15 protein-coding genes are annotated in these 18,090 nt (G+C 61.4%); 9 read left to right on the top strand and 6 right to left on the bottom strand.

The window, feature by feature from the left end; translation table 11 throughout:
• Nucleotides 1–34 precede the first annotated feature (34 nt).
• The 3 genes from ACZ1II_RS07075 to ACZ1II_RS07065 form a co-directional block, all read right to left on the bottom strand.
• Nucleotides 35–1,096: a FecR family protein gene (locus ACZ1II_RS07075; RefSeq protein ID WP_465143709.1), complete on the bottom strand. Its 1,062-nt coding sequence runs from the start codon at nucleotides 1,094–1,096 to the stop codon at nucleotides 35–37.
• Nucleotides 1,089–1,634 (bottom strand): RNA polymerase sigma factor, encoded by a 546-nt coding sequence (locus ACZ1II_RS07070; protein WP_465143708.1) that lies wholly within the window; start codon nucleotides 1,632–1,634, stop codon nucleotides 1,089–1,091. Before ACZ1II_RS07070 ends, ACZ1II_RS07075 begins: the two co-directional genes overlap by 8 nt.
• Before the next feature lie 242 nt (nucleotides 1,635–1,876).
• On the bottom strand, nucleotides 1,877–2,266 hold the full coding sequence (locus tag ACZ1II_RS07065; protein ID WP_465143707.1) for a winged helix DNA-binding protein: 390 nt from the start codon (nucleotides 2,264–2,266) through the stop codon (nucleotides 1,877–1,879).
• 770 nt (nucleotides 2,267–3,036) lie between these two features.
• Between ACZ1II_RS07065 and ACZ1II_RS07060 the strand changes: the two genes are divergently transcribed.
• The 7 genes from ACZ1II_RS07060 (at nucleotide 3,037) to ACZ1II_RS07030 (ending at nucleotide 12,480) form a co-directional block, all read left to right on the top strand.
• Nucleotides 3,037–3,645, top strand: a complete 609-nt coding sequence (locus ACZ1II_RS07060) for a DUF7146 domain-containing protein (protein WP_465143706.1) — start codon at nucleotides 3,037–3,039, stop codon at nucleotides 3,643–3,645.
• Between the two features lie 48 nt (nucleotides 3,646–3,693).
• Nucleotides 3,694–5,712 (top strand): ParB/RepB/Spo0J family partition protein, encoded by a 2,019-nt coding sequence (locus tag ACZ1II_RS07055; protein WP_465143705.1) that lies wholly within the window; start codon nucleotides 3,694–3,696, stop codon nucleotides 5,710–5,712.
• 244 nt (nucleotides 5,713–5,956) lie between these two features.
• On the top strand, nucleotides 5,957–7,537 hold the full coding sequence (locus ACZ1II_RS07050; RefSeq protein ID WP_465143704.1) for a hypothetical protein: 1,581 nt from the start codon (nucleotides 5,957–5,959) through the stop codon (nucleotides 7,535–7,537).
• Nucleotides 7,538–7,540: 3 nt separating this feature from the next.
• Nucleotides 7,541–8,506: a M28 family peptidase gene (locus ACZ1II_RS07045; RefSeq protein WP_465143703.1), complete on the top strand. Its 966-nt coding sequence runs from the start codon at nucleotides 7,541–7,543 to the stop codon at nucleotides 8,504–8,506.
• Nucleotides 8,507–8,716: 210 nt separating this feature from the next.
• Nucleotides 8,717–9,010: a hypothetical protein gene (locus tag ACZ1II_RS07040; protein ID WP_465143702.1), complete on the top strand. Its 294-nt coding sequence runs from the start codon at nucleotides 8,717–8,719 to the stop codon at nucleotides 9,008–9,010.
• 354 nt (nucleotides 9,011–9,364) lie between these two features.
• The gene (locus ACZ1II_RS07035; RefSeq protein ID WP_465143701.1) at nucleotides 9,365–10,558 is read left to right on the top strand and encodes a DUF932 domain-containing protein; all 1,194 of its coding nucleotides are present in this window, start codon (nucleotides 9,365–9,367) and stop codon (nucleotides 10,556–10,558) included.
• A gap of 701 nt (nucleotides 10,559–11,259) precedes the next feature.
• Nucleotides 11,260–12,480, top strand: coding sequence for a GAF domain-containing sensor histidine kinase (locus ACZ1II_RS07030; protein ID WP_465143700.1), 1,221 nt, complete (start codon nucleotides 11,260–11,262; stop codon nucleotides 12,478–12,480).
• A 327-nt stretch (nucleotides 12,481–12,807) separates the two neighbouring features.
• On the opposite strand, the gene ACZ1II_RS07025 is transcribed toward ACZ1II_RS07030, so the two are convergent.
• The gene (locus ACZ1II_RS07025; protein ID WP_465143699.1) at nucleotides 12,808–13,443 is read right to left on the bottom strand and encodes a TetR/AcrR family transcriptional regulator; all 636 of its coding nucleotides are present in this window, start codon (nucleotides 13,441–13,443) and stop codon (nucleotides 12,808–12,810) included.
• A gap of 124 nt (nucleotides 13,444–13,567) precedes the next feature.
• Between ACZ1II_RS07025 and ACZ1II_RS07020 the strand changes: the two genes are divergently transcribed.
• Nucleotides 13,568–14,491 carry an NmrA family NAD(P)-binding protein gene (locus ACZ1II_RS07020; RefSeq protein ID WP_465143698.1) on the top strand — a complete coding sequence of 308 codons (924 nt, stop codon included), beginning with the start codon at nucleotides 13,568–13,570 and terminating at the stop codon, nucleotides 14,489–14,491.
• 207 nt (nucleotides 14,492–14,698) lie between these two features.
• On the opposite strand, the gene ACZ1II_RS07015 is transcribed toward ACZ1II_RS07020, so the two are convergent.
• Both ACZ1II_RS07015 and ACZ1II_RS07010 read right to left on the bottom strand, forming a co-directional pair.
• Nucleotides 14,699–15,772, bottom strand: a complete 1,074-nt coding sequence (locus ACZ1II_RS07015) for an alpha/beta hydrolase (RefSeq protein WP_465143697.1) — start codon at nucleotides 15,770–15,772, stop codon at nucleotides 14,699–14,701.
• A gap of 17 nt (nucleotides 15,773–15,789) precedes the next feature.
• Nucleotides 15,790–16,896 (bottom strand): MFS transporter, encoded by a 1,107-nt coding sequence (locus ACZ1II_RS07010; protein WP_465143696.1) that lies wholly within the window; start codon nucleotides 16,894–16,896, stop codon nucleotides 15,790–15,792.
• Between the two features lie 200 nt (nucleotides 16,897–17,096).
• On the opposite strand from ACZ1II_RS07010, the gene ACZ1II_RS07005 reads away from it, so the two are divergent.
• Nucleotides 17,097–18,008, top strand: a complete 912-nt coding sequence (locus ACZ1II_RS07005; protein ID WP_465143695.1) for a LysR family transcriptional regulator — start codon at nucleotides 17,097–17,099, stop codon at nucleotides 18,006–18,008.
• Nucleotides 18,009–18,090: the final 82 nt, after the last annotated feature.

Here is an 18,090-nt window from a genome sequence, read left to right as displayed (position 1 = left end):
CTCGATGAACTACGGGGTCTGACGGAAAATTTTTTCAATTCTTCTGGCGCAAGGTCACTTGATCGGGAGCAGACTGCTCTACTTTCAGGTCGAACAGCGCGGCAAGGCGCTCGGCGACCTGCTGACCGTCATCGACACGGAAGCGGCCGCTGACTCGCATTTGCCCGAGAGCTGCGTCGGCAACGAAAATCGTCACCCCCGAGGCCGCGCGCGTTTCGGCCAGGACCGCCGTAAGCGGTGTTCGGTCAAATTCGCGTGGCCTAGCGTAATCGACGGGACCCGGAATTGAAGCTGGAATTCCAGCTGAAATTGCCTGGCCGATTGGCGTGCCATTTGAAAGGAAGGAAAGGCTTTCGCCGGCCGAGAGGCGCGAGAATGGCGAACTGCCACCGTCCGCCCGCTTCGGACGTTCCACGTCGATCGCCCCGCGCAGGAGTTTGACAATAACCTGGTGTCCTTCGGCTAAACGAACATCGAAGATCGTGCCGCGGGCCGTAACGATGCCGCCGCCGGCCTCGACTACGAAGGGGCGTCCTTCGTGAGCGACCTCGAAGCGGGCCTCTCCCTTTTCGAGACGCAATTCCCGCCGGTCGGCGCTGAAGTACTGGGAGACTATGCTTCCGGGCTGCAAAGTGACCAATGAGCCGTCCGAGAGGTGAACTGGCCCTGCCTGACCGTTTCCGCCGACGTGCTGCCGCTGCTCGCTGCTATCGCCAAACTGTGCGATCCCGTGGCTTTCAGCGCCGCCGCCAACGCCCATGGAGCGCTGCTGAATTCCCATGGCGACCAAGGCGATACCGAGCCCGAGGGCAGCGGCGACGGCAAGCCATTTCCATGTACCGGCCGCCGATCGAGCGTTGTCGTTCGCAATATGGGTTTGAGACTTGCGCTCGGCCGCCAGGAACCGCCCGGCGGCAAATATCTCGCCGGCCCGTTCGTAGGCGGCCTGGCGAAGCGAGCTAGCTGCCCGCCATTGCTCGAACTCTTCCTGGAAATCGCCGGCATCGGGGCCTCGCATGCGTGCAAACCAAATGGCGCCCTCCTCCAGGAGCGTGTCCGAGAGCTGCTGAGCGCTAAATGGGGGAACGTCAGTCATGACCGGCCACGCTCTTTCCAATGCGAACGACAGCTTGCGCCACGTGCCATTCCACCGTTCTTATGCTGATCCCCAAACGCTCCGCTATCTGGCGATAAGGCAAGTCCTCGGCCCGGTGCAACAGGAAAACCTCTCGGGTTTTTGCCGGAAGCGTATCGACTGCTATCCGATATTGTTCCTGCATTTGCGCCAGTTCGAGGGCTGCATCCGGCATCTCAGGTTGATGTGGCGGCGCCACCTCATCAGCGCGCGCCGCCTTCGATCGTGACCAGGCACGAGCGCGGTCAGCCAAAAGATGGCGAAGAATACCCTGCACATACGAACCGGGGTTCTCCTGGGCAGCGGATGACCGGGCCGCGACGAGGCGCGCAAAGGCCTCCTGGACGAGATCGGCCCGCTCTTCTTCGATCCAGATCCTGCGCTTCAGGAATTGAAGCAACTTCGGAGCCTCCCGACGGTAGAAACTGTCGAATGCCTTTCGGTCTTCGAACAGGGCTTTCGAAGCGCCTTGGCGCTCTTCCTCTTTAATCCGAAGCATTGCTTCTAGAATGCAATGCAATCGCCGGCGCGGACCATGCGCCTGGCCGAAAAACAATCAGAAACTCGCACGACAGAGCCACCACCGGCGGCGGGCATTAAGTTCCAGTGCCTGCGTGCGACCTACCCGGTCACGCGCCTGTTCATGCGTGGAAGGCTTTTCCTGCAGCCGGTTACCCGCCTCTCAACGCCAGCTGCAAAAGCAACTCTGCCTCCGAACTCGGATAAGTTCAAGCCTTCAGATCAACTCTCGCCTGCCAGTTCAGCCGGTGCCTGCGGCGCTGCCGTCTCGCGCTGGACCATCGCCCTGAATTCGGCACTGGAGGCCCAATCGTCCAGGAATGCCTCGATCGCCTGTCGCCCTGCATCGGTAAGCCTGACGACCGTTCTCCTGCCGTCCGTCGCGTCACGCACCGTTTCCACCAAGGTCAGTTCTTCCATGCGGTGAACGATTCTTTGCGAGTTCCGCTCGGATGTGGTCGTCACGGAGCTTAAACCGGTTAGCGAGTGAGTTTGATCGGCAGGCTTGCTGTACAGTTCGAACAGCATCTCGAGGGCTGGCTGACGAAAGAGGTCGAGACCAAGTTCTGTGATAAGAATTTGCAGCCCGCGGCGGGCCAGTTCCATCATCATCAGCCGGCGGTTGTCGAAGCCGTCATCGGCAGCCGGGATGCACATCACCGCGAACCGCCGCTGGAATCAATTTTGCGTCGGCATGACTCTGGAGGCCGCGGGGAATCCAGCCGGCCTTCTGATCCGTATACGCGGCCGGGCGAACTCTCTTGCCGGCAAGTTTGCCATTGCGAATTCGTGCTGTGAGCAAAATCGCGGGTCGCCCATTCCGGACCGTCGGCAGCGGTCATCGTCGCAATCAAGACGGAAGGTCGGTGAGGCATCGCGAAGGAACTTGGGTCAATTTGGTGGCTCGCCATCAAGAACTCCTTGAGGTGTGCGGGAGGGCTCAGAATGCCGCGTCGGTGCCGCCAATCTTGTAAGATACTGTCTTAAAAGTGTCATTAAAGGCAGTGCGTCTACGTATTCGCCAGGGAGTGGAGTGGGGGAGGAAAGAGGAAGCCCTGGCCGGGGAAACGGCCTTTCCTGAGCGAGGTTCTCTCTTGGCATCAACCCCGGAACTGGTCGCCGCTGGGCGAAGGATCGTGACAGCACTTTCCGGGACCTGGCATCGGGACCGAGGCGTATGCTGTTGTCCTGCCCACGAGGACAAGGTCGCGAGTTTGTCCGTGCGCGTGGGGGACCGGTCACTCCTGTTCAAGTGTTTCGCCGGCTGCGATACCGCATCTGTCCTCGCTGCCTTGCGGGCCAGGCGCTGCGACGTACCCCGGCTCAAGGAACGGGGGCCCGCGGATCACGAAATCGGCGGCGAGGTCCTGGCTCTCGGGCGGTTGCGCAGACTCTGGTTCGAAGCAAAGCCGCTGTCCGGCACGATCGGCGAGGCATACCTGCGCGATCGGGGGATCTGTGCGCTACCCTCCGCGCTTCGTTTCCACCCGCTCTGCCCGGTCCGGCAAGGCCGCTGGCTTCGTTTTCGGCCCGCCGTTATAGCAGCCGTCACCGGTCAAAGGGGAATGTCTGCCCTGCAGCGCATCTTTCTGGCGCCCGGCGGCAAGGGGCTTGCCTCGGATATCGGTGTTCCCAAGCTCAGTCTGGGACGGCTTCACGATGGCGCGGTCCGCCTCTCGCCCGCGGGACCGGAACTCGGCCTTGCCGAAGGTATAGAAACGGCGACGTCGGCCACAGCGCTATTGGGCATTCCGGTCTGGGCGGCCCTTGGCAGCAGCCGGCTTCATGCGGTCGGTATTCCGCCTTTCGTGAAGCGGCTCGTCCTTCTCCCCGACAATGACATGGCTGGTCATCTTGCGGCGAAAAAGGCTGCTCAAGCCTATTCCCGCTCCGACCTTGAACTGGACATCGAGTGGCCGCCGGACGGCCTCAACGATTGGAATGACGTCTTGAGGCGCCACACCCGCAGGGAGGGAAGAGGGGGGAGGTGAGGCGGATGGCAGGCTGGCTTTCAGCCGATCCGCAACAAGGAGTTTCCCATGCAATTGGTGAACATCATTTACGTCCGTGCGCTCGACTGCACGGTATCCAGCCATAATGTGCGCACTTCCAGCGATGAGGTCGCCGATGCCGAACTGGAAGCCAACATCGGTGAAACCGGCGTCATCCTGCAAAACCTGATCGGTGTGCCTGTTCCAAGAAAGAAGGGGCGGTACGAAATCGTCGGCGGGGGGCGGCGCCTTGAATGCGTACACCGCAACATTGCAAGCGGAAAGCTCGGCGAGGACTTCATGGTACCGGTCCTGGTGGTCAAGGGCACTCGCGATGCAATCGAAATGAGCTTCGCCGAGAATTACTACAATCTGCCCATGAATCCGGCCGATGAATGCCGGGCCTTCCAGGGCATGATCGAGCGTGAGAAAAAGACGCCCGAAGATCTAGCCAAGCGGTTCGGCAAGACCGAGCGGTTTGTACTTGGCCGCCTTCGCCTCGCCAATCTGGCCGAACCGATCTTCCAAGCCCTACGCAGCGGTGAGATCACGCTCGATGTGGCAAAGGCCTATGCCGCAACGGGCGATGCCGATCGGCAAGCCCAGGTTTTCGAGCAGATGGAGGCCAGCTACTATGGTCACACCGTCATCGAAATCAGGCGGCAACTGGCGACAGGATCCTACAAGGGTGGCGATCCCAAAGCGCTGCTTGTCGGCCGCGATGCCTACCTAGCCGCAGGCGGCCGCGTTGAAACCGATCTCTTCAGCGATTCCGCCACCGAGATCTGGTGCGATGGCGAACTGGTCGAACGCCTTGCCGCGGAAGAAATGACAGCAGCAGCAAGTGCACTGCGTGAGCGCGAGGGCTTCGCACAGGTCCGAACCGTGACGTCGTCCTCCATCCCCTATTCCGAGACTTTCCGGATGGCCCGCGTCGAGCCGGTTGCCACGCCCTTCGAGCCCAAGGCGCAAGCCAGGCACGATGAAATCGTGACCCGGCTCGAGGAAATCGAGACCGAAGCGAGCGTGGCTGGTGAATATACCAACGAGCAATTGGGCGAGCTGGATGCCCTCAATGAGGAAATGGAAGCTCTGGTCGGCGCCTCGCTCCAACTCACACCGGACCAAAGGGCCGGCGCGATTGCCTATCTGCTGATCGATGCCGAAGGCAAACCGCACCTCCACCATGAGTGCTTCGCGGTGGAACCCGAGATCGACGAGGATAGCGGGGACGGCGACGACGGCTGCGGCGAGGATGAAGCAGCCGATTTCGACGGCGCAAGAACCGTTGGAGGATCAGACGAAGCTGCTGAGCCCGAAGAAAGCTACAGCATGCGGCTGCTCGACGAATTGGCAACCATGAAGACCGAGTTGCTCGCGGTCCACGTCGCAAACGATCCGCGCTTCGCTCTCGATCTTGCCACCTTCATCGCAGCGGACCGGGCGACCTGCCGCGGTTGGAATGCGATGCCCAGCGAACTGCGTGCGGACGCCGCGGCTGCGCGGATCCAAGGTTTCGTCAGCGAAACTGTGGCGGCACATAAATGGGCCGACCTCGAAGATGCGCTCGACCGCAGCTGGTGCGAACATACCTATATGGCGGAGCGCTTCGATGCGTTCTGCGCGCTTGACGATGGACTGCGAGGCGCCTGGCTCGGTTGGGCCGTCGCACGCTCCCTGCATTCGGTGCCTTACGGTCAGGCCGGCGCCGACTTCCTCGACCATCTTGGCCGCGCGCTCGAAATCGATGTCTCGACCTGGTGGCGCCCAACCGCCCGCAACTTCTTCGATCGGCTGACCAAGCCGAAAATCCTCGATCTCTTCGAAGCGATCGGCGGCGTAGAACTGCGAAATCGCCATGCATCTGCGCGCAAATTCGATCTCGCGGTGTCGGCAGAACGGCTCTTTGCGGGTGAGGCGGTGATCGAGGCCGAACTCAAGGAGCGCGCGGCGGCGTGGCTTCCTGCGCCCATGAAGTTCAGCTCTGCTTCGGCGCCACCAGGCGAAGCGGCCGAGGGCGAAATCGAGAGCCCGGAGCCTGAGGAAGATTTGCCCGAAGCGGCATGAACCTGGACGGAGGCGCTTGGTAGCGGGCGTCTCCAGCTCCCCTTTTCGGTCGCAGAACATTGCGGGTCATCGCCGATGATCCGCGAGGCGGAGCCAACAAGCCGCAGGTGCGGCGCCGGTTCATCTCGGCAGAGAGGCCGGCGCCGCGCACCTGCGGTGTCTGCCTTCGACTGAGGCCCTCCCGAACCAGCACCAACATTCCGGCCGCGCGCTTCATGCCGCGCGGCTGCGCGGAGTCACGCCCATGGCACAGTTTCAGATCCTCTATTCGCCTGCCGAAACCGAATGGCGACAAATCACCACCGAATTCTGCATGGCACCGGTCAGTGACCAGCAATACGTCTGGCCTTCGTTCGAAGAAGCCGACGCCGTGCGCAAACGCCTTTCGCGTCGCTTTCCCGAAGCCCGGCTTCGCATCGCGATAGAGGGCATCGGCGCGGGCGATATCGACTGGCGAACCCGTGAAAAACTTCGGTTTGCCGATGGCACTTACACAGAGACGCCCTGGCACGACGAGCCCTGGTATCAGGCAGTGCACGGCGAGCATTTCTGCCACCTCTCGACCGACCAGGCAGGCAAGATCGCCTTCACTGAAAATTGCGGCAAGGGACAGCTCGATCGCCAGCTGGTCATGTCGCCAGGACGCTATCTCCATCGATACTTCCCGCAAATCCTCGACAACAACGCGATCGAGAGCTGGTGCGCCAGGCTTTCCGTTCTGCTTGCCGAACACGCCCTCAAGATCACCCAGGATGCGGACGAGATCGAGGAGGTTTACGTCGGAGGGCCGGCAAGCTGCATGGCGCGTGCTGCCGATGACTTCGAGAGTTGCTGCCATCCGGTACGGGTCTACGCCGGTCCCGATACGGCGCTTGCCTATATCGGTGCGCGGGATGACGCGCGGGCTCGCAGCGTGATCTGGCCGGATCGCAAGATCTACACGACCATTTACGGCGATGTCTCCAGGCTGAAACTTCTCCTGGAAGCGGCAGGGTTCTGCGAAGGCGGTCTGAACGGTGCCAGGATACAGCGCATCGAGGACGGCGAGGGATTTGTCGTTCCCTACATCGATGGCGGCGATGATCTCGGCGACAACGGCGAGTTTCTCGTTATCGGACAAGGTAGCATCTGTTCCGAAAGCACCAACGGCCTTGGGCGCGTTCCCTGGTACTGCCCGCGATGCGAGAACGACGCAACGGCCTATGACGAAGTCTGGTTCGCCGACGGCTCCTGTGAGGAATGGTGCCACGGCTGCTTCCACAACTGCACCACATTCTGCGAGCACAACGAGCGCCATTACAGCGATTCTGAAGATTTCATCGTCGTGTGCAGCACAGATGCATTCCATGACATCCTCGAGCAGTCTGCGGAAGCCTTCGGCGCTGTCTTTCTGGGCGACCGCAGCGAGTGGTGGACAGCGCCAAACTGCCGTAAATGCGATGGCTCCGGCGAAATGTTCCACATCAATGACCTCACCGAATACTTCGGTGAGTGGCTCTCCACCGACTATGTCCCGGAGCCCTTCGACGACAGCGCCGCGGATATCCCGAACGCGCATGTGATCGCGCAGCGCCGGTCCCAGGCAGGGCTCAGCGAAATTGCTTCCGACGCGCAAAGATTGAATTTCCAAGGCGAGGAAACAGACAGGGACACGTCTTCCAGGGGCTGCCCCGGCGCCGACCCGGCTGTTCTCGCTCCGCTGGCGGGCGCAATGTGGACTTCCGAACCACCGGCCGCCAGCCCGCCGCCGCTATCTGGAAATTTGTGCGAAGTCACGCCGCCTGCGCAGCATATTGCTGCGTCCTCCTCACCTGCGGGAGCCTGACCGATGAACCACGTATTGATGGGCAGGCAGGGCCTCCTCGAAATTCTCTCCTGGGCACGGCCCCATGACAGCAGCATCGAACGCGCATTCTGCCGCGAGTTTCTCGACAGCGTGCCGGGAATGAATGCCGATGGCTTCGGCAACAGGTGGCTCGCGATCGGTGACAAACCGCGTGTAATGTGGAGTTGCCATGTCGATACGGTGGCCGCGCGTTCGGGACCGCAGGAAGTCCTTGTCGATAAGCAGGGCATCGCCCGGCTGCGCAATGGCAAGCCCGGCATGTCGCTGGGGGCCGACGACGGAGCCGGCATCTGGATCATGCTGGGCATGATTGCTGCCGGACGCCCGGGTCTCTACGTCTTTCATCGCGGCGAAGAGGAGGGCTGTCTTGGCTCGGCATGGATCAGGCGCAGCAACCCCGGATTTCTGCGCGATATCGACGCCGCCATCGCATTCGACCGCGCGGGCTTCAGCGACGTCATCACCCACCAGGCCTTTGGACGCACATGTTCGGACGCCTTTGCGCTCGGTTTTGCCGCATCCCTGAACAGTCTCGACAAAGGCTTCAAGTACCGTCCGGACAACACCGGGGTCTTCACCGACACCAATGAATATGCAGGCATCGTTGCCGAATGCACAAACCTGTCGGTTGGTTATCACGGGCAGCACGGGCCTAGGGAAACGCTCGACGTCGGGCACTGCGAAAAGCTCCTTGCCGCGATGTTGGCTTTCGATGCTGCCGGTCTCCCGATCGCGCGCGATCCGGTTTCTTGCATCGGGGATAGTTGGGAATGCCTCTCCGGCTATCCGGGGGAGCTCGAAGACTTTGCTGACGCGGTTGCCCGCAGCCCCATGGCGGCCGCGCGCGTGCTCATGGAGTGCGGCATAACTCTCGACGATTTTGAGTTTGCGATGTGGGAGGCCGACAGGAGTAGCGCAACGGAACATCCTTCCTGGATCGCTCGGTAGGTCGCGGCCGGTGGCGGAGAGCTTGCTCGGCCATGGTCGTCACGGTTTGAGGGTATTGGCCGCGTTGCAAGGATCATGGCGGCGGCCGAGGGCCCATGATGGACCGTCATGGCCCGTTCCGCTTTGCGCTTTTCCCTGCCCGAAGGAGGAAAGCGGGGATGGGGGGAGGCCGCCGGGGAAAGTCGGCGGCCGCCAATCAGGAGATATGCCATGCCCCATTCGACTTCCGTCGCAGACCTCTTCGTGGCCACTTACAATGCCGATCTTGCCGAGCTGGGATCGCTTGCCCGGGTTTCGCTGCCCGACCAGAACAAGCATCCCGATACCCTGGAACTGCGGCGCGGCGACGGCGAGCTTCTCGACCTCATACCGGCAGAGACCGAGCCGGTCATGGCAGCGATCGCATGCCGGCTTTACGATCATGGATTCAATGAGGGATGCCGCGCGGGCGAAGCAGGCGCCTGGGCTGCCCTGCGCAGGTTGATCGGTGCGGCATCAGCCTGATGCTGCGAAATGGTTCATCCGCCCTGGGCGATCGCGGCCCTGCGCAAGGCTGCCTTCAGGTCGCTCTGGCTCGCGATTTCCCGGCGGCCGGTTCGGTACTGTGCGATCGGTATCGCCGGGTCAATGTCACGACAGGGATGCCGCGAGTTTCATGTCGCGGGCGGCGCAGTGCAGCCCTGTCGCCGCGCCGCGTTCCTCGCTTCATGGGCAGTGGTTCCGGCTTGCCGAAGGCATCGCGGCTCCCTGTCCTCCCGTTCGAACATGTGGTGCGTCGGCCCGGCAGGAGGAGAGGAAGGGAAAAGGGGCGACGCGGAATGGGTGTCTGCGTCTGCAACCTCATGAGGAGATTACGACATGACCAATTCCTCCAGTCTTCCGGCAGCGGCGCCCGGCGCGCCTTACCGCGTAGATATCAGCCGGGGCGAGAACGTATCGCGGGTATCATCCGAATGGTTCGCGCGGCCTGCCGACGAGCGCTTCCTTTCGCTCGGTGCGCTCTACGCCAGTGTACTTGCCCGGGCCGAAACGGCATCGACCCGAATCGTGGAGAGCAGATCGATCGAGGTTCGAGCTGAGCCGGGCAACGCCGACCGGCTGACGTTGCTGGCGCCCGGCTCAGCCGGACCTGTCGCTCCGACCAACTGGTCGTTTAGCCAACTTTGTAGTCTGGTGGGAGCCCCCGGGGCCTACTTGCGAGGCCTGCCTGCGACCTTGGCGGGGATCAATCTCCAGCACGGCCTGCTTCAGCACCGGGGCGAGCACATCAAATTGCTTGAGACAACGGACGGGCGGACCGAGCTACGCGCGGTGACCGGACCGGACTACGGCCGGATCTGGGATCACGAACTGGTCGCGGCCGTGATGGCAATCGCGGGCGACGGAACCGGAGATACCCGCTGGAAAGTACCCGGTGTGCTCGATTGGTCGACGATGACGTACAACCCTCACGTTGACGTGGCTGCCGACACGACCACGCTCTATGCCTCCGACCGGGATGTCTTTCTTTTCCTTGTCGATGATACCCATCCCATAGAGGCCGGGAAGCTGCCAAGCGGCGATCCTGATCTGTATTTTCGGGGGTTCTATTGCTGGAACAGCGAGGTCGGCTCGAAAACTCTGGGAATTGCGACCTTTTACCTCAGGGCCGTCTGCATGAACCGAAATCTCTGGGGCGTCGAGAATTTCCAGGAAATCAGCATTCGCCATTCGAAGTTTGCTCCCAGCCGGTTCACAGAACAGGCGGCTCCGGCGCTGGCGCATTTCGCCAACTCCTCGGCGCGGGGTTTTGTCGAAGGCATGCAAACGGCCAGGGCACGGATCGTTGCCCGAACTGACGAAGAGCGCACTTCTTTCCTACGCGGCCGGGGTTTCTCGAAGGCCGATACGGGCAGGATCATCGCATCTGTTCTGGAAGAAGAGGGACATCCGGCCACTTCGCTTTACGATTTCGTGCAGGGCATCACCGCCGTGGCACGTTCAAAGCCCCACCAGGATGACCGTCTCGATTACGAGAGCAAGGCGCGGCGACTGCTTGAACGCGTGAATTGAGGCTGGCCTTGCCGGTCGCAACAAGACGGAGGCTGCTGCGATAGACCTATATCGCGAGCCGCCGAAATCCTATCGGCTTGGCTGCGCAGAATTCTACAGCGCCGAGACGCTGTTTGCGGTGGAAACCTTTCTGATTGAGGCACCGAGTGCCGGAGAAGCTCTCGCCCTTGCGCGGCAATACGCGGAGCAAAGTGCTTACTTCAACCTCGCTGTCCCGGACCTTGTCTGTCTCGTGCGGGTGAAGAGGGGGGCTTCCGGTTAGCTTTGGTTTAAGACCTCCGGCGAGCCGATCGGTCGGTCGCCCGAAATTGAGATTGCGCGGCACGCAGGATCTTCCTAAGTGGAGTCCTGTGCGGTTTCCCTGAATTTGTTGGTCCGCTTGGCCGGACGATAGAGTGCTGCTCATGCAAAGCGGCACCGTGCCTTTGCTCCAAAGCGGTCATTCGTCCAGGTTGGGCCGGTCTGTCTGATGGAATAGCCGTCCCTTCCGCTCACGCCCCCTTTGCGGTCGGCCATCCGGCGATCCGCTCATCCTTAAAGCGGTTGTCGTCCGAGCCCCGCGCCGTAGAGCACTGGTGAAAACTTGCGTCGGCATTATAGAAAATGGGATAGGCCCGGCGCGGGCCGTTAATTAGGAGCCAGACATGTGATTTGGACGCGCTGGCGAGGGCAAGCTTGAGAGCCGAGGTCGAGGGATGAGCATGGATATATCTGTTGCGAACGACATATCCGCCATCGGGCGGATTGATTCCATCCCGTTTATTCTCGACCTGTGCTGCCGGAACACGGGCCTGCGGTTTGCTGCCGTTGCCCGGGTGACCGACACGTCCTGGACCGCCTGTGCGGTTCGCGATGAAATTCAATTTGGCCTCGTTGCTGGCGGCGAACTGGACCTGAAAACGACGATTTGCGATGAAATCCGCGCCAGCGGCACAGGTGTTATCATCGATCAGGTCAGCGACGACCCGATCTTCTGCGAGCATCACACGCCTCGGCAGTATGGCTTCCAGAGTTATATCTCGATCCCAATCGTTCGACCGAATGGAACGTTCTTCGGCACGCTCTGCGCGCTGGACCCTGAGCCCGCAAAGCTCAAGTCCCCAGAAGTGATCAGCATGTTCGAGGGATTCTCGCAGCTGATCGGCCTACATCTCGACGCGCAGGATCGGATTGCCGAAAGCACGGCCGCGCTTGAAGAGGCGGGCAAGGAAGGCGCCTATCGCGAGCAATTCATCGCAATCCTCGGCCATGATTTGCGCAACCCGCTGGCGTCAATCGAGGCGGGCGCGCGTATGCTTTCGAAAGCGGACATCAAGCCGCGTGAAAGCACCATAGTCTCGCGCATGTTGGAGAGTTGCAGCCGGATGTCGGGTCTCGTCAGCGATATGCTAGACTTGGCTCGAGGTCGCCTTGGCAAAGGTGTTCCATTGTCGTTTAGAGAGGGTCATGACCTCGAAGCCTCGCTCGGTCATGTCATAAACGAACTTCGGATGATCCATCCCGATCGCATGGTGGATGCGGCGATCGTACTGGGCGTGCCAGTGAAGTGCGACGTTCCCCGCATTGCCCAGTTGTTGTCCAACCTTCTGGGTAATGCACTTAGCCACGGAGATCCCCGCAAACCCGTCCGCGTAACCGCGCGATCCGACAGTGATGGTTTCGTGATCGACGTTGCCAATGGCGGCGATCCCATTCCGGCCGAGCGTCTCCCCACTCTGTTTGCGCCGTTCACTGACCGCAATACTGGAAGCGCGCACGACGGCTTGGGACTGGGCCTGTTCATAGCGGGCGAAATCGCATCGGCGCACAATGGCCGGATCAATGTCACCTCCACGAAGGACGAGACCCGGTTCACGCTTATCATGCCTTGCAGTGTGGGGGATGCATGCTCGGACGAAGCACTTCTTTCCCCGCCTGGTTAGAGGCTGCGGCAAGAAGTCGGACGGATCTCACGTCGGGCGGTACGCTGATGACCGGCGGCTTCTCTTCTTCGTCGTATGCACTCTGCTATTCCGCAGCCGGCCAACGCAACCCAAACAGCGACCGGTCAGCTGTGCGCCCAAGTCGGTCGCTAGGTGCCTGATTTGACGCAGCAGGGAGCGGACCGTCCGGTCTTCCCTTGCCGCGCCGATTCGTCAGCAGCGGAGAGAGATGAGAGCGGAATGGCCGTTTCGGCAAGGTGGATGGCGATAGCGTCATTCAGGGCTTGGTCGCTCGAAGCGGTACAACGCGCCTTCCGGCAAGATCACCTACTCAGCGGCACGCGTTCCCCTCAGCAGGACCAGCAGGACATGATCAACCAGGTCGCTCAGCCGCTCGCGCGTAATAGGCTCCCCGGCCGGTCCGCCGTAATGGGCCAGCAATGCAACGACGGTATCACGCATAAGATCGAGTTCGACACTCGAGAGAGGCTTGTATCCCTCCCGGAGGGCGCGAGCCGCGAAGCCTTCGAGTTCCTCACGCAGGAAGGCGCCAAAGCGACCGGAGACGGTACGATATAAGTCCGGGTGCGACCGTGCCATCTCATATGTCGCGGTCACTAATTCCGAATTGCCATCGCAACTGCCGGCTTGCTCTAAGAGCGCAAGCAGATCGTCGCGCATCGATGTGCCGGGGTAGCGCGGTGTCTTCATAGGACTCAGGGTAGCAACGGCATCGGCCACGAGGTCTGCCTTCGCGGTCCACCGTCTATACAGCGTCGCCTTCGACACGCCCGCCCGCGCTGCCACGTCCGTCATCGTGAGACCGTGATACCCATTGGCGCTGAGAAGATCGAGCGCCGCATTGATGATGAGGTCGTCGCGGCTGCTATCCTGTGCGCGACCGCGTTGCGCTGGGGGCAGGCGATGTTCGTGACTGCGAGGTTGATCGTTCATGACAAACATGTAGCAGCCCCTACACGAAAATCAATCGTACCGAAACTCTTGCGTTTCGTATATGGCAGCCCCATTCTTGGATCTTCAGGGCAACAGCGCACCCCGCGCCGTCCCTCATGAAAGGCTCAAGATGTTGAACACCGATACCCACCCGATCCTCGTGGCTGGCGCCACCGGAAAGCAGGGCGGCGCTGTCGCCCGCGCGTTGCTGCAGGCAGGACGCTCCGTCCGTGGTCTGGTTCGAGATCCCGCATCGGCCGCTGCGCAGGCGCTCGCGGCGCAGGGCGTCGAGATCGTGAAGGGTGATTACCACGATTCCGCTAGCCTTGATGCGGCGATGGAGGGTGCATGGGGCGCGTTCTCCGTCCAGATGGGATCGCATCCCGGCGACCCGGATACCGAGGTCGTGACCGGCAAGGCGTTCCTTGATGCGGCCAAGCGCGCCGGCGTCGCTATGGTCGTCCACACCTCCGTCGCGCGCGCGGGCGATCAGCATAATTTCGTTGGCTGGGACGGGGGTCGCTGGGAGCAGCTGTACTGGAACAACAAGTCGGCCGTGAACGACATGGTCAAAACGCAGGGCTTCCGAAATTGGACGATCCTCAAGCCAGCTATGATCATGGAAGACCTCGTGCCGCCAACGGCAGATTTTCAGTATCCGTCGCTGCGCGAGCGTGGTCAGTTCGAGACCGGGATTGAAGCGGGATCACGCGTCGACTGGATTACAGCCGACGATATCGGAGCATTCGCAGCGGCTGCCTTCGCTGATCCGCAGCGCTTCCACGGCCATGAGATCGATCTTGCTGCTGAGACCCTCACTATGCCCGACCTCGCGGCGAAGATCGCCGCTGGCACGGGGAAGTCCGTTTCAGCCGTGACCGTGTCGAAAGAAGAGGCGCTGAAAAAGCCGATGGGTGAGTTGGTTTACCAGCGTGAGACATGGGACAACGTCGAGGGCTACAAGGTCAACCTTGACGCCGTTCGCCGTTGGGGCTTGCCGCTGACGACCCTTGACGACTTCATCGCGCAAAACCGAGACAAGTTCGCCATCGGCTAATCGCTCGCACGTTTCATTCCACGGCCTGGCACGTCCCGTTGAAAGGGCGAGACGCGCCGGGCTGAATATCTGAAATGAGGGCGTGTGTTGCTTGCCCGCTTCGCGCCCATTCCGGTCGCTAATCTGAATGGGAGCCTTTCCCGAAAACCGCCATTCTAGCATGCCTCGGCAGCATGAAGGGTGGGCATCATGCCCACCCTTCTCGTATCAAGCCACGAGGTGCTGTTTGAAGAACGCGGTCAGTTTATCGAATGGAATGATGTCCACCTGGTCGTAAAGGTCGGTGTGCGTGGCGTCCGGAATGATCATCAATTCCTTGGGCTCTGCTGCCGCCGCATAGGCCGTCTCGCTGAAGTAGCGCGAATGGGCGTTTTCGCCGTGCACGAGCAAGACCGGCCGGGGCGATATTTCCGCGATATAAGTGAGGATCGGCAGGTTCATGAACGACAGCGGCGTGGTGAGCGACCATGCGGCGTTCGAGTTGATCGCACGCGGATGGAAGCCGCGCTTGGTCTTGTAGTAGGCCGCATATTGCACGACGAACTCCGGCTCGCCACCCTTCAGTTCCAGCGAGACCGGGCCGTAAGCAGGGCTGCCCTTCTCGGCGTCGGTCCAGCGCTGCCGGCTCATTTGCTCCAGCGCCTCGGTACGCTGTTGCGGGGTCGTACTGTCATTGTAGCCCTTCGACATGACCCGGGTCATGTCGTACATCGTGCTGGCGACGACGGCCTTGATCCGCTTATCAATTGCGGCGGTGCTGAGTGCCATGCCGCCCCAACCGCAGATGCCGATGACGCCGATCCGCTCGCGATCGATCTCCGGTCGCAGCCCGATGAAATCGACGGCCGCGCTGAAATCTTCCGTGTTGATGTCAGGCGATGCGACGTTACGCGGTTCACCGCCGCTCTCGCCGGTGTAGGAAGGGTCGAAGGCCAGCGTCGCGAAGCCGCGCGCAGCCATGGTCTGGGCATAGAGACCAGAGGACTGCTCCTTCACGGCACCGAAAGGCCCGCTGACCACGATTGCCGCGAGCTTGTCCGTCCCGCGCTCCTTGGGGAGATACAGATCCGCGGCGAGAGTGATACCGTAGCGGTTCTTGAACGAGACCTTCTGGTGATCGACCGCTTTGCTGCGTGGGAACGTCTTGTCCCAATCCTGTGTCATACTTGGTGCCTTTGCTGAGGAAATGTCGGGGATCGAAAGAGTGCCGAGGGTGACAAGGCCGGCAGCGCCGGCCTTCAGTACACCGCGGCGCTCGAATGAGAAGGATCGGTCGGTCATGGCGAGGCTCTCCCTGGTCAGGCGGGTTGTTCGGTGAAGCTCGGCGTGACGCCGATGCGTGATGTGACGATTGCCAGCAGCGAGGCGACCACGAGGAGACCGGCGGCGAGGCTGAATGGACCACGATAGCCCCAGGCGTCGAACAGCGTGCCGCCGACAATCGCGCCCAGCATGATCGCAAGCTGGATGATCGCGACCATCAGCCCGCCGCCGGCCTCCGCCTCGTGCGGCATGGTTTTGCTGAGCCAGGTCCACCATCCGACCGGCGCGGCGGTTGCCAGCAGGCCCCAGAGGGTCAGCAGCAGACCGACGTTCAGCGGGGTGCCGTCGATTTCGACGAGCGTTATGGCGATGACCGCCATTATGGCGGGAATGGTGATCAGCAGACTGTAGAGCTGCGACTTGAGCAGCCAGCCGATCACGATCGTGCCGACAAAGCCCGCAACGCCGAGCGCCAGCAACATGCCCGAGATCAGCGGTGCGTCGTTACCCGTCACCAGGTCCAGGAACGGGCGCAGATAGGTGAATAGGGTGAACTGGCCGAAGAAGAACAGCGACACCGCGACCATGCCAATGGCGAACTTGCGATGCTTCAGCAGAGCGAATACGTCGCGCGCGCGGATTGTCGCCTTTTCAGGTGGCAAGGCGGGAAGGCTGCGCCACTGCCACAGCAAAGCGATGACGGCGAGCGGCACTACGCAGAAGAAGGCGCCGCGCCAGCCGATCAGGCCGCCGAGCAGGCTGCCGATCGGCGCGCCCAATGTGGTCGCTACTGCATTGCCGCCATTGAGCAGGGCCAGCGCCTTGGGGACTGACTCCTCGGGCACAAGGCGCATGACGATCGCCGCCGATATCGACCAGAAGCCGCCAATCGCGACGCCGAGCAGGGCGCGTCCTGCCATTAGTAACGGGGCATTGGGCGCGAGTGCGACCATCACGCCCGACACGACCATCAGCGCAGTAAAGATTAGCACGACGCGGCGCCGGTCCGACACGCCGATAATCGCCGAGATGAACAGGCTGGTGACAAGCGCGAAGAAGCCGGAGATGGAGATCGACTGTCCGGCATGCCCCTCGGTGATCGCGAGATCGCGCGCGATCGGGGTCAACAGGCTGACCGGCATGAATTCCGATGCAATCAATATCGTGGCGCACAGCGTCATTGCGATCACCGCGCCCCAGGCGGGCGCAGTCGTGGCTTTGCCGGATGCCGGCATGGACTACCTCATTCTTCTCTGATGAATTCCTTCTCCGCTATCTAGCTCGCGCGCCGATCCATTATTAGAGGTATAAGTCTTCTGATAATCAGTAGGGATTGTAATCAATGGCGCGGGACACGCTGAGTGACATAACCGCTTTCGTGGCAGTGGCGCGCGAGCGCGGCTTCACCAAGGCAGCCGGTAAGCTCGGCCTTTCCCAGTCCGCGATAAGCCAGATCGTCAAGAAGCTGGAGGAGCGTCTCGGCGTTCAGTTGCTGGTTCGCACGACCCGTAGCGTGGCCCCGACCGAGATCGGCGAGCGGCTGCTCCAGAAGGTGAGCCCCTATCTGGACGGGATCGAGGCGGAACTGGCCGCCGTCAACGAAACGCGGGAACGGCCCGCGGGCAAGATCCGTATCAGCGCATCGGACCACGCGATCAACGAGCTTCTACTGCCGAAGCTGTCCGATTTCATGAGGGACTATCCCGATGTGAAGGTCGAGATGATCACCGATTACGGTCTGATCGACATCATCAGCGAACGCTACGATGCCGGTGTGCGCTACGGTGAAACTCTGGCCAAGGACATGATCGCCGTGCGCATCGGGCCGGACGCACGCATGGTGGCGGTCGGATCGCCGGCCTATTTCGAGCGCTATGGTCGACCCAAAAGCCCGTCCGATCTGCAATCACACAATTGCATCGGATTGCGCCAATCCTCCGGTCGCCTCTACGCGTGGGAATTGCAGCGGAAGGGCGAGGCGGAGATCAAGGTGCAGGTCAGCGGGCAATTGATCTTCAATAACAGCTATTCCTGCCTCAGCGCAGCCGTGGCGGGACTTGGCCTCGCCTTCATCCCACAGGATCTGGCCGAAGCGTATCTACAGGCTGGAAAGCTCGAAATCGTGTTGGACGAATGGAGCCTGCCGTTCCCAGGCTTCTACCTTTACTACCCGACTGTCACCCAGCCATCGCCCGCCTTCTCGCTGCTGGTTGAGGCACTCCGATATCATTGGCCAAAGCCCAAGGCACGATGACCTTGAACAGCTGAATGACTGACATTTGTCGAGGTCAGCAGGGGCAGCAACGCGCCTATTTGTCGCCGTTCAGGAGCGATAT

Source organism: Novosphingobium sp. BL-S-20, from assembly GCF_055521635.1.
This window is presented reverse-complemented; position numbering and strand designations above follow the sequence as displayed.